This window comes from Siccirubricoccus deserti (genome assembly GCF_014283215.1).
Classification (GTDB): domain Bacteria; phylum Pseudomonadota; class Alphaproteobacteria; order Acetobacterales; family Acetobacteraceae; genus Siccirubricoccus; species Siccirubricoccus deserti.
Map to the genome: position 1 here is coordinate 39,616 of NZ_JACOMF010000012.1, position 18,385 is coordinate 58,000.

The following is an 18,385-nucleotide window of genomic DNA, read 5'->3' on the forward strand; positions in this document are numbered from 1 at the left end:
ATCGGCTCGCGCGAGCCTCGGCTGCCAGCCCGAACCGCCACCCCGCCGAACGGGGGGCTCGTCGACGGGATCGGGAACGCCCAGGATTTCACCAGGGGAAACCCCCCACCGCCCCCGGGCGCTTTCCGGTGCGACGGGTTTCAACGGGAGCGTCGCTAGCATGCTGTCACGCAACCTCGAGCAGACGCTCCACCGCGCCCTCGGCCTCGCGAACGAACGCCGGCACGAGTATGCGACCTTGGAGCATCTTCTCCTCGCCTTGACCGACGATACCGACGCGGCCACCGTGCTGCGCGCCTGCGGTGTCGACAACGACAAGCTGAAGCGGGACCTGACTGAGTTCCTCGACAAGGACCTGGCGGGGCTGGTCACCGAGCGGGCCGGCGACCCGAAGCCGACGGCCGGCTTCCAGCGCGTGGTCCAGCGGGCCGCGATCCATGTCCAGTCCAGCGGGCGGGACGAGGTGACCGGCGCCAACGTCCTGGTCGCGCTGTTCTCCGAACGCGAGAGCCATGCGGTCTACTTCCTGCAATTGCAGGACATGACCCGGCTGGACGCGGTGAACTTCATCTCGCACGGCATCGCCAAGGCACCGGGACGGACCCAGAACCGGCCCGTGCAGGGTACGCCGACCACCTCCGCCGCCAACAACGAGGGCGAGGGCGAGAAGGAGGAGAAGCCGCGTGGCGGCCGCAGCCAGGACGCGCTGACGAATTACTGCGTCAATCTCAACAAGAAGGCCCAGGCCGGCAAGATCGACCCGCTGATCGGTCGCGATCAGGAGATCGAGCGAACCATCCAGATCCTCTGCCGCCGCACCAAGAACAACCCGCTCTATGTCGGCGATCCCGGCGTCGGCAAGACCGCCATCGCCGAAGGGCTGGCCAAGCGCATCATTGAGGGCGATGTGCCGGAGGTGCTGCACAAGAGCACCATCTACGCGCTCGACATGGGCAGCCTGCTGGCCGGCACCCGCTACCGCGGCGATTTCGAGGAGCGGCTGAAGGCGGTGGTGAACGAGCTGGAGCAGCAGCCCGGCTCCATCCTCTTCATCGACGAGATCCACACGGTGATCGGCGCCGGCGCCACCTCGGGCGGCGCGATGGATGCCTCCAACCTGCTGAAGCCGGCGCTGGCCCAGGGCACGCTGCGCTGCATCGGCTCGACCACCTACAAGGAATACCGCAACTACTTCGAGAAGGACCGCGCCCTGGTCCGTCGCTTCCAGAAGATCGACGTCAACGAGCCGACGATCGAGGATTCGGTGAAGATCCTGCAGGGTCTCAAGACCAACTACGAGAAGCACCACAAGGTCCGCTACACACCGGAGGCGATCCGCGCCGCGGTCGAGCTTTCGGCCAAGTACATCCACGACCGCAAGCTGCCGGACAAGGCGATCGACGTGATCGACGAGGTCGGCGCCTCCCGCATGCTGCTGCCGGAGAACAAGCGGCGGAAGACCGTCACCCTGAAGGATGTCGAGGAGATCGTGGCGAAGATCGCCCGCATCCCTCCGAAGACCGTCAGCAACGACGACAAGGAGACGCTGAAGACGCTGGAGCGCGACCTGAAGGCCATGGTCTTCGGGCAGAACAAGGCGATCGAGACGCTCTCGGCCGCCATCAAGCTCTCCCGCGCCGGGCTGCGCGACGCCGAGAAGCCGATCGGCAACTACCTGTTCAGCGGCCCGACCGGCGTCGGCAAGACCGAGGTGGCGAAGCAGCTGGCCAAGACCTTGGGCATCGAGCTGATCCGCTTCGACATGTCGGAGTACATGGAGCGGCACAGCGTCTCCCGCCTCATCGGCGCGCCGCCGGGATATGTCGGCTTCGACCAGGGCGGGCTGCTGACCGATGCCATCGACCAGCATCCGCATGCGGTGCTGCTGCTCGATGAGATCGAGAAGGCACATCAGGATCTCTACAACATCCTGTTGCAGGTGATGGACCACGGGAAGCTGACCGACCACAACGGCAAGACCGTCGATTTCCGCAATGTCATCCTGATCATGACGACCAATGCGGGGGCGGCGGACATGGCCAAGCCGGCGATCGGTTTCGGCAGCGCCGTCCGGATCGGCGAGGACACCGAGGCGATCCAGCGGATGTTCACCCCGGAGTTCCGCAACCGCCTTGACGCGGTGGTGCCCTTCTCCGGCCTGACGCCGGAGATCGTCGGCCAGGTGGTCGAGAAATTCGTCATGCAGCTGGAAGCGCAGCTTGCCGACCGCAACGTCACCATCGAGCTGAGCTCGGCGGCGAAGGAGTGGCTGGCGGAACGCGGCTACGACCCGCTGTATGGCGCGCGGCCGCTGGCCCGGGTCATCCAGGAGCATGTGAAGAAGCCGCTCGCCGAGGAGCTGCTGTTCGGCAAGCTGGTCAAGGGCGGCGCGGTGAAGGTCGGGCTGCGCGATGGGGCGCTGTTCTTCGACTATGTCGAGGCGGTGCCACCGGCGCTGCCGCGGCCAGAGGAAGGCGACGGCGAGTCGGAGAAGGAGCCGGAAGCGGCTGGCTGAGCCAGAACAGCGCCGCCACGCATCATCGAAGGGGCGCCGGCCGCAGGGCCGGCGCCCTTTCCACATGAGGGAGAGACACCAAGAATGAGCGCGATCAAGGATTGGGATGCTTACAACGCCGCGGCGCGGGAACAAGGCAAGGCGCTGAACGGGTTGCATCCGGAACTGGTCAAGGGCTTCCTTGCGCTCAACCGCGGCGCCGCGACGACGCAGCACCTGGATGCCAAGACCCGTCAGCTGATCGCGCTGGCCGTTGCTATCACCACCCGCTGCGACGGCTGCATCGATGCGCATGTGCGGAAGGCCAAGGTTGCCGGCGCCAGCCGTGAGGAAATGGCCGAGGCGCTGGGCGTGGCCATTGCGCTGAACGCCGGTGCCGCCTTCACCTACGCACTACACGTGCTGGACGCCGCGGGCGGGGAGTAAGAACGCCCCGCAAAAGCCGCTTCGCGGCTTTGTGGGGGCCCGATGATCCTCACGACCGGCGCTTCGGCACGCCTGCCATGGCAGAGCCGCGGGAGGACACCAGGACGCGTTCGGTATTGACCGGTACTGTAGGCCCCGAGCCGGGGCGTCAGAGCATCGGCAGGCCCGGCCCGGTCTCGGCCCAGCCTGCTGCATCGCTCCCAGATCGGCCGCGACGTCGCCTTGCCCATGGCCCGGGGCAGGTGCCAGGCCCGAGCATCCTGCAGCCCGGGATGGGCAGCGGGTCAATTCTCAGGCGTTGGGCAGTGCCAGGCTGAGCATCAGCGTGACGAGACCGCTTTCCTCCACCGCCATGGCGGCCTGAGGCAGGGTGAACCAGCGCCGCTCACGTTCCTGCTTCTCCGGCCAGTCATCCAGGACTTCGGCCACCTGCATGCGGAAGACGTCGACCTTGCAGGGCAGGGTGCGGCCATCACCGGTGCGCTTCAGATAGGCGTAGCTGCCGATCGGCTCGGCGGAGATTTCGCCGCGAATGCCGGCTTCCTCGAAGGCCTCGACCGCCGCCTGTTCGGCAGCGCCGTGCCAGCGTTCGGTCCAGCCCTTGGGCAGCACCCAGCGTCGCGTTTCCCGGCTGGTGACGAGCAGGACCTCGACCTCGCCATCCTTCTCCCGCAGCGGGAGGGCGGCACATTGGCGGCCGCGCCGGCGTTGTGCCGCGCTACCTGGCATGATGGATGTGGGACATCGGACGTTTAGTTTGGAACCTCCAACTTTTGGTAGGATATGAGTGGTCCAACGGCAGATGTCCAGACCTTTCCAAAAAGCCGCAATCATCCTGCTCAGCGGGAGTGGTGACAGCGCGCCGCCGGGCCGCAATGAACCATGGGTCGCAACGGTGGTTGGCCAGGCGCTTGCCATATCTGGAACCTGAGCCCAATTTCCCGCGATGCCACCGCGCCATAGCGACGCGCCCTCCCGCGACCAGCGCCACCGCCGCATCCTGGCGGCGCTGACAGGCGACCCTACGGTGCGGATCTCCGCGCTGGCGGCTGAATTTGGCGTGTCTGCCGAAACAGTGCGGCGCGATGTGGAAGCCCTCACACGCCTTGGCGCGGTACGGCGCACCTATGGCGGTGCATCGGTCACCCATGCCGCGGTGCAGCCGGTGCTCGACCAGCGGGCGCGCATGGCGGTGGCGGAACGTGAGCGGATAGGGGCCGCCGCCGCCGCGCTGGTCGAGCCGGGTGCGGTGGTGATGGTCGATGCCGGCTCCACCACGACGCATGTCGCCCGGGCGTTGGCGGCGCGCGGCCTGACCGGCACGGTGTTGACCAACAGCCTGACGGTGGCCGAGGCCTGCGCCGTCGCCCCAGGGCTGCGCGTGCTGCTCTGCCCCGGCGAGTTCTATGCGCCCGAACGTGCGGTCTATGGCCCGGAAACCCAGGCCTTCCTCGCCGGCTTCAATGCGGATCTTGCCTTCCTCGGTGCCTCCGGCCTGACTGCAGAGGGGCCGTCAGATGTCGAATCCCGGGCCAGTTGGGTGAAGCGGGCCATGCTTGCCCGGGCGGCGCGGCGGGTGCTGCTGGTGGACCGGGGAAAGTTCGGCATGGCGCATCTGCAGCGGATCGCCGGGCTGGAGGCGGTGACCGACCTGATTACAGATGGCGAGCCGCCGCCCGCCCTGGCCGCGGCGCTGGCGCGGGAAGCAGTGCAGCTGACCATCGCCGCAGCGGCATGAGGGTGTTTGTCGCCGGTATCGGATTTGGTAGGTTCCACATGCGGGTGGCCAGACAGGGCGATGATGCGCGACAGCTTCGATCTTCTGGTCATCGGCGGGGGCATCAACGGCTGCGGCATTGCCCGTGACGCCGCCGGCCGCGGACTGTCGGTGCTGCTGGCCGAGCGCGGCGACCTGGCCGGCGCCACCTCCTCCGCCTCCTCAAAGCTGATCCACGGCGGGCTGCGCTACCTGGAGCAGTACGAGTTCCGGCTGGTGCGGGAGGCGCTGGCGGAGCGCGAGGTGATGCTGCGCATCGCCCCGCACATCGTCTGGCCGCTGCGCTTCGTTCTGCCGCACCGCCCGGCGATGCGGCCGCGCTGGATGATCCGGGCCGGGCTCTTCCTCTACGACCATCTGGCGCGGCGCGTGAGCCTGCCGGGTGCCGAGCGCCTGGACCCGCACCGCCACCCTTGGGGCGCCCCGCTCAGCCCGGATATCGGCGCTGCCTTCGCCTATTCGGATTGCTGGGTGGAGGACAGCCGGCTGGTGGTGCTCAATGCCCGGGACGCCGCGCGGCGCGGCGCCGAGGTGGTGGTGCGCACCGGCTTCACCGGCGCGGTGCGGGATGCTGCGGGCTGGCGCTGCACCCTGCGGGCGGCGGATGGCAGGGAACGCCGCGTCCATGTCCGCGCCCTGGTCAATGCCGCCGGCCCCTGGGTCCTGCAGGCGCAGGCCGCCACCGGCACCAGGGCGCCGGACCGGGTGCGGCTGGTGCGTGGCAGCCACATTGTGCTGCCGGCGCTCTACCAGGGCGCCCAGGCCTATATCCTGCAGAACGACGATGGCCGCGTCGTGTTCGTCATCCCCTATGAGGGCCGCTTCAGCTTGGTCGGCACCACTGACGTGCCGCATGAGGATGATCCCGCCACCGCCCGCTGCACGCCGGAGGAAGCCCTCTATCTCTGCACCGCGGTTGGTCGGCAATTCCGCCGTGCGCCGCGGCCGGAGGAGATCGTCTGGAGCTATTCCGGCGTGCGGCCGCTGCATGACGATGGTGCCGCCAACCCCTCGGCGGTGACGCGCGACTATGTCCTGAAGCTCGACACCACCGGCGGCGCGCCGCTGCTCTCGGTGTTCGGCGGCAAGATCACCACCTATCGCCGGCTGGCCGAGGAGGCGCTGGCGAAGCTCGGCCCGGCGCTTGGCACCGCCGCGCCGGCCTGGACGGCGACCGCGCCGCTGCCGGGTGGCGATCTCGGCGGGCTCGGCCTGTCAGGCTTCGAGGCCGAGGCGGCCCAGCGCTGGCCCTGGCTGCGGCCGGCCCGATTGCAGCGTCTCGTCCGCGCCTATGGGTCGGAGATCGGGAAGCTGCTGGAGGGGGCGACCAGCCCGGCCGACCTCGGCGAGGATCTTGGTTGCGGCCTGACCGAACGGGAGCTGGACTGGCTGATGCGCGAGGAATGGGCGCGCAGCGCGGAGGATGTATTGTGGCGCCGCAGCAAGCTCGGGCTGCGGTTTTCGGCCCAGCAGCGGACGGTGCTGGAGGAGCGGATGGCCAAGCTGGTAAGCAGCCTTGGCGCAAGCCCGGGCGTTCCTGCAGGTTACGCCAACGCGCCGCCAAGATAGTCATCCCGCACATTCGGGTTGCTGCGCAAGCTCAGCATCGACATCTCCGGCAAATTCGCCGAGGTGGTTGCCATGCTGCGCCGACAGATCGACGACGGCGCGTTGGGTAAGGCCCGCAGATCGCCCACACTCTCAAGGGTGTCGCCGGATCGGCCGAGATCCGCGACGTGCCGGAAGCGGCGCTCTACGTCACGGTGCGCGTCAGTGTCGCGACTGCGATCTGCAGCGCGGATGCCGATTCGCTGAGCTGGATCAAGGCTGCCGATACGCAGCAGGCCGAACCGGTGTGATGGGTCGGGTTTTCACCGAGGCGGAGATGCGGACGATCAAGGCCATCCGATGCCGCTGCGGTCACGCTGTCAGCTGCGCCGTCGTCAGCCCATCCCGCAGCGCCGTCTCTGCTCTGAGATTCGCCGAGCACCGTGGCCGCCGCCCCGTCCTCCGGATCCGTCCCGCAGACAAACCGAGCTTGGCCCGCTGGCCGAGACCCCGGGGCCAATTCAATGATCAGCGGGCCAAGCATGCGTGACGCCCGTCGCTACACCACCAGCACCGCCCGCACATCATTCACATTGGTCAGGGTCGGTCCGGTTACCACCAAATCGCCGACCGCCTGGAACACCGCGTAGCTGTCATGCGCCGCCAGCTTCGCCCGCGGGTCGAGGCCGGCGGCGCGGGCGCGGGCCAGCGTATCCGGCGTGGCGATCGCCCCGGCGGCGTCGGATTTGCCGTCGATGCCGTCGGTGTCAGCCATCAGCGCCCAGATGCCGGGCGCCCCCTCCAGTGTCAGGGCAAGGCCCAGCAGCCCCTCCATGCTTCGCCCGCCGCCGCCTGCCATCGCGTCCGGCGGCAGGGTCACCGTGGTTTCCCCGCCCGAGAGCAGCACCGCCGGGCGCGAGAGCGGCGTGCCATGCGCGGCGACACCGCGGGCAATGCCCGCCAGCACCCGGCCCAGCTCCCGCGCCTCGCCCTCCAGCGCATCGCCGAGGATGAGCGGCGCCAGCCCCTCGGCCCGTGCCGCCTCGGCCATTGCCCGCAGCGAGAGCATGGGAGTGGCGATCATCCGCAGCTCGCCTGTGGCCAGCCGCGGGTCTCCGGGCTTCGGGCTTTCCTCCTCCGCCGCGGCCAGGTGCCGGATGGCGGCTTCGGGCAGGCGCATGCGGTAATGTGCGACCAGCGCCCGTGCCTCGGCGAAGCTGGTCGGGTCCGGCACGGTGGGGCCGGAGGCGATGACCGCCGGATCGTCGCCGGGCACGTCCGAGATCGCCAAGGTCACCACCCGGGCCGGATGCGCCGCCGCTGCCAGCCGGCCGCCGGAGAAGGCGCTCAGATGCTTGCGGATGCAGTTCATCTCCTGGATCGGCGCGCCGGAGCGCAGCAGCTCCCGGTTCACCGCCAGGAGGTCGTCCAACGTCAGCCCCGGCGCCGGCAGGGTGGACAGGGCGGAACCGCCGCCGGAGACCAGGAACAGCACCAGATCCCTGGCCGAAAGCCCGCGCAGCAGGGCCAGGAGTTCGGCCGCGGCGGCGGCGCCGGCGGCATCGGGCAGCGGGTGGCTGCCGAAGCGCAATGCGATGCGGCGGCTGGCCGGCGGGTCCGGCACATCGGCGCCATGTGGGGCGATGACCAGGCCGGTCAGCGGCACCTCCGGCCAGGCCCGCTCCACCGCCAGCGCCATCTTCGCTGCCGCCTTGCCGACGCCGACCACGATCGTGCGGCCCTGGCAGGGCGGATCCGGCAGGTGGCGGGGCAAGGCGGTCAGCGGGTCGGCCGCGGCCAGCGCCGCCGCGAACAGCCGCTTCAGGCAGGCTCGCGCCTCGGTATCGCTCCAGCCCATCCGATCCGCCTCCCCGATTTGCCGGGCAGTATGGCGAAGCCGGGGGGAATGGACCATCTAGGGCAGAAGGTTCTGCAAGGAGGATTCCATGGCCGTACCCGAGATGGACGAGAAGACCCGCACCGAGCTGGAGGCCGCCGCCTTCCGCACCCTGGTGGCGCATCTGCGTGAGCGGACCGATGTGCAGAACATCGACCTGATGAACCTGGCCGGCTTCTGCCGGAACTGCCTCGGCAAATGGTACCGCGCCGCCGCCGAGGAGAAGGGCCTGCCGCTGACCGACGCGGATGCGCGGGAGCTGATCTACGGCATGCCCTACAAGCAGTGGCAGGCGCTGCACCAGAAGGAGGCGACGGCCGAACAGAAGGCCAAATTCGCCGCCAGCAACCCGGGGCATTGATCCGGCCCGTGGCCCTGCGTCGGCCACGGGTCATTGATCGGTCACCACCCGCCCGGTAAGACCCCCGGCCTGTTGGGCCAGCCTGTTGGGGGAGTGTGGGGATGAGCGACGCTGAGGCTACAGCCAACCGGGCGAGGACCGATGATCCCGAGGTCGGCGGCATCGCTGTCGACCGGCTGCGCTCGATCATTGAACGGATTGAGCGGCTGGAGGAGGAGCGCAAGGCGCTCGCCAACGACATCAAGGATATCTACGCTGAGGCCAAATCCGCCGGCTTTGACGTGAAGGTGGTCCGTCAGATCATCTCCATCCGCAAGAAGGAGCCGGCCGAGGTGGAGGAGCAGGAGACCTTGCTGGAACTCTACCGCCGCGCCCTGGGGATGTGACAATGTCCGATCGTCCGAGCGACAGCGAGGGCGTGGATCGGCCAGACGCCGTGCCATCCGCTACGCCAGGCGGAATCAAAAGCGTCGGTGGGACAGGAGCCTCGCCGGCCACGACCGGCGGTGGCATCGAGGGATGGCATGCCCATCTCTACTACGCCACGCCGGAGGAACGGGCGGTCGCGGCCGAGATCCGGGAGGCCATCGCCGCGCTTTTTCCGGCGGCGATGCTCGGCCGCTGGCGGGATCAGCCAGTCGGGCCGCATCCGATGGCGATGTACCAGGTCCCCTTCACGCCGGAGTTGCTGCCGGCCCTCTTGCCCTGGCTGGCGCTCAATCGGCGTGGGCTGACGGTGTTGGTGCATCCGGAGACCGGGCGACAGCGGGCTGATCATTCGGCGCATGCGCTGTGGCTTGGCGCGGTGCTGCCGCTGAAGCTCGACAGCCTGCCGGAGTAGCCACGGGCCGCCGCCTATACGGTGAGCAGCCGACGTACCGCCTCATCGTCCAGCGTCTCCACCGGGCCGCCGAGGGCGACCTCGCCCCGGACCATCACCGCGATGCGGTCGGCAAGCTCGCGGGCGAATTCGAAATACTGCTCCACCAGCACCACCGCGAGGTTCTTCTCCCGAGCCAGCAGCCGGATGACGCGGGCGATGTCCTTGATGACGCTCGGCTGGATGCCTTCGGTCGGCTCATCAAGGATCAGCAGCCGCGGCCGCGCCGTCAGCGCCCTGGCGATCGCCAACTGCTGCTGCTGCCCGCCGGACAGGTCGCCGCCGCGCCGACGCAGGAATTGGCGGAGGATGGGGAAGAGCGAGAAAATCTCCTCCTCCGGCACCTTGCTGCCGCGCGGCGCCGCGGCCAGGGCGGTTTCCAGGTTTTCCTGCACGGTCAGGAAGGGAAAGATCTCGCGGCCCTGCGGCACGTAGCCGATGCCGGCGCGGGCACGTTCGGCCGGAGCCATGGCGGCGACATCGCGGCCCTCCCACATGATCCGTCCACCCTGCACCCGCTCCAGCCCGACGATCGCGCGCATGAGCGAGGATTTGCCCACGCCGTTGCGGCCGAGCACGCAGGTGATGCGGCCCGGGTCGGCGTCCAGCGAGACGCCGCGCAGGCAGCGGCTGGCGCCATAGGACAGGTCGATGGTTTCGACTCGCAACATGGCCTAGCGTCCCAGATAGACTTCGATGACCCGCGGGTCGTTCTGCACATGGTCGATGCTGCCCTCGGACAGCATCGCGCCCTCGCACAGCACCGTCACCTTGCTGCCCAGGGCCCGGACGAACTCCAGGTCATGCTCCACCACCACGACGCTGCGTTGTCCGGCGATGCGGACCAGCAGGGCGGCGGTGTGCTCGGTTTCCTGGTCGGTCATGCCGGCGACCGGTTCGTCGACCAGCAGCAGCTCGGGATCCTGCATCAGCAGCATCCCGATCTCGAGCCATTGCCGCTGGCCGTGGGAGAGGATGGCGGCGCGGTCGTGCATCCGCGCGGTCAGCCCGACCTCCTCCAGCACCTGCTCGATCCTGCGGCGCGCGCCCCGGTCCAGCACCCAGCGGAGGCAGGCCAGCGGGCCACGTGGCGCCTTCAGGGCCAGCTCCAGATTCTCGAATACCGTCAGCGCGTCGAACATCGTCGGCTTCTGGAATTTCCGGCCGATACCGAGGTTGGCGATGGTCGCCTCGTCGAGTCTCGTCAGGTCGTGCTCGCGGAAGCGTACTACGCCCGCGGTCGGCCGGGTCTTGCCGGTGATGACATCCATCATCGTCGTCTTGCCCGCGCCGTTCGGGCCGATGATGGCGCGCAGTTCGCCGGGATCGACGATGAGCGAGAGTCCGTTCAGCGCCTTGAAGCCGTCGAAGACGACGGAGACCCCGTCGAGGTAGAGGATCGGGTCGGGGGCGGGACGCGTGCCCGATGCGGGGGAGGCGTTCATTTCGGCGCTTTCGAGAACAGGCCGATCAGGCCGCGCGGCAGGAACAGGGTGACCGCGACGAACAGCCCGCCCAGCGCGAAGAGCCAGAGGTCGGGCGCCACCGTGGTGAGCCAGGTCTTCAGCGCATTTACCGAGAAGGCGCCGAGCAGCGCGCCCACCAGGCTGCCGCGGCCACCGACCGCGACCCAGATGACCGCCTCGATGCTGTTGCCCGGGCTGAACTCGCCCGGGTTGATGATGCCCACCTGCGGCACGTAGAGCGCCCCGGCCAGCCCCGCGATCATCGCCGAAAGGACGAAGACGAAGAGCTTGTGGTTGGTCACGTTGTAGCCGAGGAAGCGTACCCGGCTCTCGGCATCGCGGATCGCCACCAGCACCCGGCCAAGCTTCGACCGGGTCACGATGGTGCAGAGCCAGAGTGCGCCGAGCAGCAGGATGAGGGAGGCGTAGAACAGCGTAGACCGGGCGCTGGAGGTGTTGAGCGGCATGCCCAGCAACTCCTTGAAGTCGGTAAAGCCGTTGTTGCCGCCGAAGCCCATGTCGTTGCGGAAGAAGGCCAGCATCAGCGCATAGGTCAGCGCCTGGGTGATGATGGAAAGGTAGACGCCGGTGATCCGGCTGCGGAAGGCGAGGAAGCCGACCACCAGCGCCAGCGACCCCGGTACCGCCATCGCCATAAACACGGCGAAGGGGAAGTGGTCGAAGCCCAGCCAGTACCAGGGCAGCTCCTGGTAGCCGAGGAAGACCATGAAATCCGGCAGGGTCGGGTGGCCGTAGACGCCGCGCGGTCCGATCAGCCGCATCAGATGCATGCCGATGGCGTAGCCGCCAAGCGCGAAGAAGGCGCCATGGCCGAGCGAGAGGATGCCGGCATAGCCCCAGGCCAAATCGATCGCCAACGCCAGCACGGCATAGGTGATCCACTTGCCAGTGATGCTGACAATGAAGTCCGAGACATGCAGCGCGCTGTCCATCGGCAGCCGGTTCAGCACCGGCAGCAGCGCCAGGAGCAGCACGGCACCGATCAGCACCAGCCGCAGGGTGATGCGGCCGAACCCGCCCGGGGCGGGGGCAGCGAGGGAAGCGCTCATGATTCGGCAGCCCGTCCCTTGAGTGCGAACAGCCCGCGCGGCCGACGCTGGATGAACAGCATGATGGCGACGAGGACGAAGACCTTGGCCAGCACCGCGCCGGCATAGGGTTCCAGCATCTTGTTGACGACCCCGAGGGTCAGGGCCCCGACCAGCGTTCCGGCGAGCGAGCCGACGCCGCCGAACACCACCACCATGAAGCTGTCGATGATGTAGCCGGTGCCGAGGTTGGGCGAGACATTGTCGATCTGCGAGAGTGCCACCCCCGCCAGCCCGGCCAGACCGGAGCCGAAGGCGAAGGTCATCGCATCCACCCGCCCGGTGCGGATGCCCATGGTGGCGGCGATGCGGCGGTTCTGCACCACCGCGCGCATCTCCAGCCCGAAGCGGGTGAAGCGGATGGCGGCGACCACCACCAGCAGCACGGCGATGCCGAAGACGATGATCCACAGCCGGTTCTGCGTCACCGCGATGCCGCCTGGCAGCAGCAGCGTGCCCTGCATCCAGGCCGGCGAGATCACCTCCCGGTTCTGCGCCCCGAAGGCGAGGCGCACCGCCTGCTGCAGGATCATGCCGACGCCGAAGGTCATCAGCAGCGTCTCCAGCGGCCGGCCATAGAGATGGCGGATCAGCCCGCGTTCCAACAGCGCGCCGGCGGCGGCGGTCAGCAGAAAGGCGGCCGGCACCGCCAGCGGCAGCGCCCAGGGCGCCAGCCAAGGGATGCCGCGGCAGAGCTCCTGCACCATGAAGGTCGCGTAGGCGCCGAGCATGACGAACTCGCCATGCGCCATGTTGATCACGCCCATGACGCCGAAGGTGACGGCGAGGCCGAGCGCCGCCAACAGCAGCACCGAGCCGAGCGAGAGGCCCTGGAACAGCGTCTCGGCAATGCGGCGAAGCTGCAGCCGCTGCTCGATGGCGGCGATCGAGACGTTGATGGCGGTGGCCAGCTCGGGGTTGACGATGCGGGCCTCGATCAGCAGCGCCCGCGCCTCGGTGGTGGCGGCGGTGCCGAGCCGGGCGATGGCGTCGCGCTTTCCCGCCGGATCATCGGCGCGGAGCTGGGAGGCGGCGAGGGCGAGCTCAAGCTGCGCGCGGATGCGCGGCACCGTCTCACGCGCCAGCGCGGCCTGCAGCAGCGGAACGTTCTCCAGGCCTGGCGTGCGGAACACCGCCTCGGCCGCGGCCAGCCGCTCCACCGCATCAGGCGAGACGAGCTGCAATCGGCCGAGCGCGCCGCGCAGCACCTGGCGGACACGGTTGTTGATGCGCACGCCTTCGGCGCCGGCCGCATCGGCCTTTGCGCCGGTCATGGCATCGGTGTCATCGGGCAGCAGGACCGTGCCGGCAGGAGTGCGCCGCAGCGTGCCATCCTGCAGAGCGCGCAGCAGCGGTATGGCGCGCGGGTCGCCGAGCGCGCCAAGGCGCTCCACCGCTTCCGCGGTCTGGCCGAAGCCGTCGCCGAGGCCCGTCAGGGCAGTTGCGAGATGGTCCTGGGCGGAGGCCGGCAATGCCAGCAGCAGGACCAGGAGGAAGCCGAGGAGGGAGCGTTTCATGTTATGATTGATGGCGCGGCGCCGGGCGTGACCCCGGCGCCGCGCTGGTCCTTCTGCTACCGGCGGCGGTTCGCGTTCTCGGGAATGAAGGGCGACCAATTCTCGGCCTTCACCGCGTTCGGCGTCTTCCAGACGATGTTGAACTGGCCGTTCGCCTCGACCTCGCCGATCAGCACCGGCTTGGAGAGGTGATGGTTCGGCAGCATCTCCTCCTCATAGCCGCAGGGCGCCATCAGCTTCTGGCCGATCAGCGCCGGCGTCACCGCATCCACCGCGGTGGTGCCGGCCTTGGCGGCCGCCTGCATCCACATCCTGAAGCCCGTGTAGGTGGCCTCCATCGGGTCGTTGGTGACGCGCTTCGGGTTCTTGATGTAGGCCTGCCAGAGTTGCTTGAACTCGGTGTTCGCCGCGCCGGGGCTCGACATGAAGTAGTTCCACGCCGCCAGATGGCCGACCAGCGGCTTGGTATCGATGCCGGCCAGCTCCTCCTCGCCCACGCTGAAGGCAACGCAGGGGATGTCCTCCGCCTTGATCCCCTGGTTGCCCAGCTCGCGGTAGAAGGGAACGTTGGCGTCGCCGTTGATGGTGGAGACGATGGCGGTCTTCTTGCCCTCGCCGGCGAAGCGCTTCACCCGGGCGACGATGCCCTGCCAGTCGCTGTGCCCGAAGGGGGTGTATTCCTCCATGATGTCGGCATTGGTGATGCCCTTGGAGTTGAGGAAGCCGCGCAGGATGCGGTTGGTGGTGCGCGGATAGACATAATCGGTGCCGAGCAGGGCGATGCGCCTGGCCGCGCCGCCATCCTCCGACATCAGGTACTCGACCGCCGGGATCGCCTGCTGGTTCGGCGCGGCGCCGGTGTAGAAGATGTTCTTGCTCTCTTCCTCGCCCTCATACTGCACCGGGTAGAACAGCAGGCCGTTCAGCTCCTCGAACACCGGCAGCACGGATTTGCGGGAGACGCTGGTCCAGCAGCCGAAAGTGACGTCCACCTTGTGGACCTGCAGCAGCTCCCGCGCCTTTTCGGCAAACAGCGGCCAGTTGGAGGCGGGATCGACCACCACCGCTTCCAGCCGCCGGCCAAGCACGCCGCCGCGGCTGTTGGCCCATTCGACCATCATCAGCACCGTGTCGCGCAGCGCGGTCTCGCTGATCGCCATGGTGCCCGACAGGGAATGCAGCACGCCGATCTTGATCGGGGCAGCCTGGGCGAAGGAAGGGCGGAAGGCCGGGGCGGCCAGCGCGGCGCCCAGCCCGGCCAGCGCCAGGCGGCGGGTTAAGAGGGGGGTGGTCGCGGACATCGGCGTTCCTTCCTGTCTGGCCTTGGCGGCGAAGCAGCCGCCTCACCCCCTGCGGGGTGTCGGGATGCGCCATGGCTTTGCGAGATGCGTGCCAGCCCGAGCCGGTGCTTGATCGCAGGAAAGGAAAGCGCTTCTGCACACGTGTTGTGCAAATGGGTAGATTTGCAGCCAAATGCTGCGTTACGCCGAGGCAGCCGCTAGAATTCTCCTATCGGCGCGGCCTGGGCACCCCGAACTCGCCGGAGCTTCAGCCGCGCGCCGGCCGGTTCACCAGCCAGAGCCCGGCCGCCACCAGCAGCACCGCCACGCCGAACAGCGGCCCCAGCGCATCGCCCATGATCACCGCCCCGGCGAGCACGCCGAAAATCGGCGTCAGCACGCTGAACGCCGCCAGCCGCGACGCCGAATGGCGCGACACCAACCAGAACCAGGCCGCGTAGCTGATGCCGGCGATCCCCAGCGCCTGGTAGAGGAAGGCGCCCAGCACCAGCGGCGTCGGCTCGATCCGCCACGCCTCGCCCAGCAGCGGCGAGGCCAGCAGCAGCAGCGGCGCCGAGACACCGAGCTGGTACAGCAGCATCGATTGCGGCGGCGCCCGGCGCAGCCGGCTGGCCTTCACCAGCACCGTCGTCGCCCCCCACATCGCCCCGCCGAAAAGGCACAGCGCATCGCCGGCCAGCGCATCCGGCCCGGCCGGCGCCTGCAGCCCCTCGGCGAAGGCCAGCAGCAGCCCGGTAAAGGCGACCAGCAAGCCGCCGGCCTTGGCCCGCGTCAGCCGGTCCTCCGGGATCAGCCAGTGCGCGCCGAGCGCCACGAAGAAGGGCGCGCCATAGAGGAACACCACGGCGCGCGAGGCGGTGGTCAGGTCGACGCCGATGAACAGCGCGATGAACTCCAGCGCGAAGAGAACGCCCGCCAGCAGCCCCGGCGCCAGCGAGCCATTGTGCCGCCAGTCGCCGAAGCGCAGCCCGCGCCAGCGGCACCAGCCATAAAGCGCCGCGCCCCCCCACCAGGCTACGCAGTCCGGCCTGCAGCACCGGCGGAATCCCCGCCGCCGCCAGCTTCATCGCCACCAGGTTCAACCCCCATACCAGGCAGAGCAGCAGCATCAGGGCAATGGCCGTGAGCGGCAGGGCGCCGCTGGCGGTGGGCGCAGGCGAGGAGTCCGGCATCCGGGCAGGGTGCGGTGCTGCCGCTGGCGCGTCCAGCCCGCTTGCCGCGATCCTGGCGGTTGCCTACCGTCGCCGCGGGGACGGAGGACGAGAGATGCTGCGACGCAATTTGCTGCTGACCGGGGCCAGCACCACGGCGGGGTTGCTGACGGGGTCCGGGGCGCGGGCCCAGAAGGCGCAGGATACGGTGCGTATCGTTGACCGCTTCGCCCTGCCGAACATCGACCCCTACTACAACTCGCTGCGTACCGGGCTGGTGCAGGCGCACCAGGGCTGGGACACGCTGGTCCACCGCGACCCCGAAACCTTCGAGCTGAAACCGCTGCTGGCCACCGAATGGCGCTGGGTGGACCCCAAGCAACTCGAGTTCACCCTGCGCCGCGGCGTCACCTTCCACGATGGCAGCGCCTTCTCGGCCGATGACGTGGTCTACACGCTCAACCTGGCTTGCAACCCGGACAGCCGGGTGGCCACGCCGAGCAACTACTCCTGGATCGCCGGCGCCGAGAAGGTCGACGACTTCAAGGTGCGGGTGACCCTCAGGCAGCCGACCCCGGCGGCGCTGGAGTATTTCGCGCTGGTGATCCCGATGTACCCCGCGGCCTATCGCCAGCGAGTTGGGCCAGAGGGCTACGCGAAGGCGCCCATTGGCTCCGGCCCCTACCGCATTACCCGCTTCGAGCCCGGCGCGGCGGTGGAGTACGAACGCTTCGACCAGTACTGGGGCGGCAGCCCGAAGGGCCGCCCGGCGATCCGGAAGCTCAACGTCCGCTTCGTGCCGGATCCGACGACCGAGATGACCGAGCTGCTCTCTGGCCGCGCCGACTGGATCTGGAACGTCAATCCCGACCAGTTCGACAACATCAACCGGCTGCCGAGCGTGCAGGCGGTGCGTCAGGAATCGATGCGCGTCGGCTATCTCTCGATCGATGCGGCGGGGCGCAGCGGCGCCGGCAACCCGCTGACCAATCTCAAGGTCCGCCAGGCGATCTGGCATGCGATCGACCGCGAGACGATCGCCAACCGGCTGATCACCGGCGGATCCCGCGTGCCGCCGGCGCCCTGCTACCCCAGTCAGTTCGGCTGCGATGGCGCCGCCGCGGTGCTGTACGACTACAACCCGGCGAAGGCCAAGGCGCTGCTGGCGGAAGCCGGCTTCGCCAATGGCTTCGAGATCGAGATGGTCAGCTATGTCACCCCGCAATGGACGGCCTCGGTGCAGAGCTACCTCGCCGCTGTCGGCATCCGCGCGCGGGTCAACCAGATGCAGGTGGCGGCTGCGGTGCAGCGCGCCTGGGAAGGCCGCAATCCGCTGTATATGGGCAGCTGGGGCAGCTATTCGGTGAACGACGTCTCCGCCATCCTGCCGGTGATGTTCGGCGGTGGCTCGGACGATTACGCCCGCGACCCGGAGTTGCAGGCGCTGATCGCCCGCGGTGGCTCGACCACCGATGAGGAAGAGCGCAAGACCGCCTACAGCGCGGCGATTCGCCGTGCCACGGAGAACGCCTACTGGCTGCCGCTGCACACCTACGTCACCATCTACGGCCACAGCCGGCAGCTTGACTTCAAGCCCTATCGCGATGAGCTGCCGCGCTTCTATCTGGCGAAATGGAAATAGTCCCATGGCACTGAAGGCCGCCGTCATCCCGGTCACACCCTTCGAGCAGAATTGCGCCCTGCTGTGGGAGGAGACGACGGGCAAGGGGGTCGTGGTCGACCCGGGCGGCGAGGTGGACCGCATCCTCACCGCCATCGGTGAGCTGAAGCTGAGCGTCGAGCGCATCCTGCTGACCCATGGCCATATGGACCATGCCGGCGGCGCGGCCGAGCTGAAGGCGGCATTGCCGGATGCGCCGCCGATCATCGGCCCGGATGTGCGCGACCAATTCCTGCTCGATGGGTTGGCGGCGCAGGGGGCGAAATACGGGCTGCAGTCGCGCGACGTGACCCCGGACCAGTGGCTGGTGGAGGGCGACAGCGTCACCATCGGCGCGGAGGAATTCGCGGTGCTGCATTGCCCCGGACACACGCCGGGGCATGTGGTGTTCGTCTCCACCACGCTGCGGGTGGCGCTGGTCGGCGACGTGCTGTTCCGCGGCTCGGTCGGCCGGACCGATTTCCCCTATGGCGACCATGCCGCGCTGCTGGCGGCGATCCACGGCAAGCTGCTGCCGCTGGGCGATGACATCAGCTTTCTCTGCGGCCATGGCCCTGGCTCGAATTTCGGCCATGAGCGGCAGCGGAACCCGTTCCTCAGGGGCGAGTAGGTGGGCCGCGGCGGCGGCGGAAGACGCTGCGGAATTCCAGCCGGTTGACCAGCACCAGGGCAAGGAGCCCCACCACCAGGACCAGGATAAGAATGGTGGTCGTCATGCTGGCTGCCTCCTGCGCATTCGAAAGAATGCGCGGGCCG

Annotated in this window: 18 protein-coding genes; 10 read left to right on the forward strand and 8 right to left on the reverse strand. The window is 68.7% G+C overall.

From position 1 onward, the window contains the following. The first annotated feature begins 160 nt into the window (after positions 1-160). Both clpA and H7965_RS12115 read left to right on the forward strand, forming a co-directional pair. On the forward strand, positions 161-2,515 hold the full coding sequence (gene clpA, locus H7965_RS12110) for an ATP-dependent Clp protease ATP-binding subunit ClpA (RefSeq protein ID WP_186770841.1): 2,355 nt from the start codon (positions 161-163) through the stop codon (positions 2,513-2,515). A gap of 93 nt (positions 2,516-2,608) precedes the next feature. Continuing rightward, positions 2,609-2,941: a carboxymuconolactone decarboxylase family protein gene (locus H7965_RS12115; RefSeq protein ID WP_229682594.1), complete on the forward strand. Its 333-nt coding sequence runs from the start codon at positions 2,609-2,611 to the stop codon at positions 2,939-2,941. 291 nt (positions 2,942-3,232) lie between these two features. Here the strand turns inward: H7965_RS12115 and H7965_RS12120 are convergent, their stop codons facing one another. After that, positions 3,233-3,670, reverse strand: a complete 438-nt coding sequence (locus H7965_RS12120) for an NUDIX hydrolase (RefSeq protein WP_186770843.1) — start codon at positions 3,668-3,670, stop codon at positions 3,233-3,235. A 217-nt stretch (positions 3,671-3,887) separates the two neighbouring features. Here H7965_RS12120 and H7965_RS12125 point away from each other — a divergent pair, with 217 nt between their 5' ends. The 3 genes from H7965_RS12125 to H7965_RS30865 all read left to right on the forward strand — a co-directional run bounded on the left by H7965_RS12125 (position 3,888) and on the right by H7965_RS30865 (position 6,577). Further along, the gene (locus tag H7965_RS12125) at positions 3,888-4,679 is read left to right on the forward strand and encodes a DeoR/GlpR family DNA-binding transcription regulator (protein ID WP_186770844.1); all 792 of its coding nucleotides are present in this window, start codon (positions 3,888-3,890) and stop codon (positions 4,677-4,679) included. 63 nt (positions 4,680-4,742) lie between these two features. Next, positions 4,743-6,287: a glycerol-3-phosphate dehydrogenase gene (gene glpD, locus H7965_RS12130; RefSeq protein ID WP_186770845.1), complete on the forward strand. Its 1,545-nt coding sequence runs from the start codon at positions 4,743-4,745 to the stop codon at positions 6,285-6,287. Positions 6,288-6,454: 167 nt separating this feature from the next. Beyond that, positions 6,455-6,577 carry a hypothetical protein gene (locus H7965_RS30865; protein WP_261394171.1) on the forward strand — a complete coding sequence of 41 codons (123 nt, stop codon included), beginning with the start codon at positions 6,455-6,457 and terminating at the stop codon, positions 6,575-6,577. A gap of 248 nt (positions 6,578-6,825) precedes the next feature. Here H7965_RS30865 and H7965_RS12135 read toward each other — a convergent pair whose 3' ends face one another. Then, positions 6,826-8,124, reverse strand: a complete 1,299-nt coding sequence (locus H7965_RS12135; RefSeq protein WP_186770846.1) for a glycerate kinase type-2 family protein — start codon at positions 8,122-8,124, stop codon at positions 6,826-6,828. Positions 8,125-8,212: 88 nt separating this feature from the next. On the opposite strand from H7965_RS12135, the gene H7965_RS12140 reads away from it, so the two are divergent. The 3 genes from H7965_RS12140 (at position 8,213) to H7965_RS12150 (ending at position 9,365) form a co-directional block, all read left to right on the forward strand. Next, positions 8,213-8,524, forward strand: coding sequence for a DUF1244 domain-containing protein (locus H7965_RS12140; RefSeq protein ID WP_186770847.1), 312 nt, complete (start codon positions 8,213-8,215; stop codon positions 8,522-8,524). A 101-nt stretch (positions 8,525-8,625) separates the two neighbouring features. Then, on the forward strand, positions 8,626-8,910 hold the full coding sequence (locus H7965_RS12145) for a DUF2312 domain-containing protein (RefSeq protein ID WP_186770848.1): 285 nt from the start codon (positions 8,626-8,628) through the stop codon (positions 8,908-8,910). A 2-nt stretch (positions 8,911-8,912) separates the two neighbouring features. After that, on the forward strand, positions 8,913-9,365 hold the full coding sequence (locus tag H7965_RS12150) for a DOPA 4,5-dioxygenase family protein (RefSeq protein WP_186770849.1): 453 nt from the start codon (positions 8,913-8,915) through the stop codon (positions 9,363-9,365). 14 nt (positions 9,366-9,379) lie between these two features. Here the strand turns inward: H7965_RS12150 and urtE are convergent, their stop codons facing one another. The 6 genes from urtE to H7965_RS12180 all read right to left on the reverse strand — a co-directional run bounded on the left by urtE (position 9,380) and on the right by H7965_RS12180 (position 15,641). Beyond that, positions 9,380-10,075: an urea ABC transporter ATP-binding subunit UrtE gene (urtE, locus tag H7965_RS12155; RefSeq protein WP_186770850.1), complete on the reverse strand. Its 696-nt coding sequence runs from the start codon at positions 10,073-10,075 to the stop codon at positions 9,380-9,382. A gap of 3 nt (positions 10,076-10,078) precedes the next feature. Then, positions 10,079-10,849 (reverse strand): urea ABC transporter ATP-binding protein UrtD, encoded by a 771-nt coding sequence (urtD, locus tag H7965_RS12160; protein WP_186770851.1) that lies wholly within the window; start codon positions 10,847-10,849, stop codon positions 10,079-10,081. Next, complete coding sequence (gene urtC / locus H7965_RS12165) at positions 10,846-11,940, reverse strand: urea ABC transporter permease subunit UrtC (protein WP_186770852.1); 1,095 nt, start codon at positions 11,938-11,940, stop codon at positions 10,846-10,848. The genes urtD and urtC overlap by 4 nt, the downstream gene beginning before the upstream one ends. After that, positions 11,937-13,496, reverse strand: a complete 1,560-nt coding sequence (urtB, locus tag H7965_RS12170) for an urea ABC transporter permease subunit UrtB (RefSeq protein ID WP_186770853.1) — start codon at positions 13,494-13,496, stop codon at positions 11,937-11,939. The genes urtC and urtB overlap by 4 nt, the downstream gene beginning before the upstream one ends. A 56-nt stretch (positions 13,497-13,552) precedes the next feature. Continuing rightward, positions 13,553-14,797 carry an urea ABC transporter substrate-binding protein gene (urtA, locus tag H7965_RS12175; RefSeq protein WP_186770854.1) on the reverse strand — a complete coding sequence of 415 codons (1,245 nt, stop codon included), beginning with the start codon at positions 14,795-14,797 and terminating at the stop codon, positions 13,553-13,555. 247 nt (positions 14,798-15,044) lie between these two features. After that, positions 15,045-15,641, reverse strand: a complete 597-nt coding sequence (locus H7965_RS12180; RefSeq protein ID WP_456308153.1) for a DMT family transporter — start codon at positions 15,639-15,641, stop codon at positions 15,045-15,047. A 422-nt stretch (positions 15,642-16,063) separates the two neighbouring features. On the opposite strand from H7965_RS12180, the gene H7965_RS12185 reads away from it, so the two are divergent. Further along, on the forward strand, positions 16,064-17,590 hold the full coding sequence (locus tag H7965_RS12185; RefSeq protein WP_186770855.1) for an ABC transporter substrate-binding protein: 1,527 nt from the start codon (positions 16,064-16,066) through the stop codon (positions 17,588-17,590). A 4-nt stretch (positions 17,591-17,594) separates the two neighbouring features. Further along, on the forward strand, positions 17,595-18,239 hold the full coding sequence (locus tag H7965_RS12190) for an MBL fold metallo-hydrolase (protein WP_315898689.1): 645 nt from the start codon (positions 17,595-17,597) through the stop codon (positions 18,237-18,239). The last annotated feature ends 146 nt before the right edge of the window (positions 18,240-18,385 follow it).

What these genes read in the sequence shown, in the direction of transcription:
- urtA (WP_186770854.1), bottom strand. Translation starts at nt 14,797, where the DNA reads ATGTCCGCGACCACCCCCCTCTTAACCCGCCGCCTGGCGCTGGCCGGG.
- H7965_RS12145 (WP_186770848.1), top strand. Translation starts at nt 8,626, where the DNA reads ATGAGCGACGCTGAGGCTACAGCCAACCGGGCGAGGACCGATGATCCC.
- H7965_RS12190 (WP_315898689.1), top strand. Translation starts at nt 17,595, where the DNA reads ATGGCACTGAAGGCCGCCGTCATCCCGGTCACACCCTTCGAGCAGAAT.
- urtD (WP_186770851.1), bottom strand. Translation starts at nt 10,849, where the DNA reads ATGAACGCCTCCCCCGCATCGGGCACGCGTCCCGCCCCCGACCCGATC.
- H7965_RS12140 (WP_186770847.1), top strand. Translation starts at nt 8,213, where the DNA reads ATGGCCGTACCCGAGATGGACGAGAAGACCCGCACCGAGCTGGAGGCC.
- H7965_RS12185 (WP_186770855.1), top strand. Translation starts at nt 16,064, where the DNA reads ATGCTGCGACGCAATTTGCTGCTGACCGGGGCCAGCACCACGGCGGGG.
- urtC (WP_186770852.1), bottom strand. Translation starts at nt 11,940, where the DNA reads ATGAGCGCTTCCCTCGCTGCCCCCGCCCCGGGCGGGTTCGGCCGCATC.
- H7965_RS12120 (WP_186770843.1), bottom strand. Translation starts at nt 3,670, where the DNA reads ATGCCAGGTAGCGCGGCACAACGCCGGCGCGGCCGCCAATGTGCCGCC.
- glpD (WP_186770845.1), top strand. Translation starts at nt 4,743, where the DNA reads ATGCGCGACAGCTTCGATCTTCTGGTCATCGGCGGGGGCATCAACGGC.
- urtB (WP_186770853.1), bottom strand. Translation starts at nt 13,496, where the DNA reads ATGAAACGCTCCCTCCTCGGCTTCCTCCTGGTCCTGCTGCTGGCATTG.
- H7965_RS12150 (WP_186770849.1), top strand. Translation starts at nt 8,913, where the DNA reads ATGTCCGATCGTCCGAGCGACAGCGAGGGCGTGGATCGGCCAGACGCC.
- H7965_RS12135 (WP_186770846.1), bottom strand. Translation starts at nt 8,124, where the DNA reads ATGGGCTGGAGCGATACCGAGGCGCGAGCCTGCCTGAAGCGGCTGTTC.
- clpA (WP_186770841.1), top strand. Translation starts at nt 161, where the DNA reads ATGCTGTCACGCAACCTCGAGCAGACGCTCCACCGCGCCCTCGGCCTC.
- urtE (WP_186770850.1), bottom strand. Translation starts at nt 10,075, where the DNA reads ATGTTGCGAGTCGAAACCATCGACCTGTCCTATGGCGCCAGCCGCTGC.
- H7965_RS12125 (WP_186770844.1), top strand. Translation starts at nt 3,888, where the DNA reads ATGCCACCGCGCCATAGCGACGCGCCCTCCCGCGACCAGCGCCACCGC.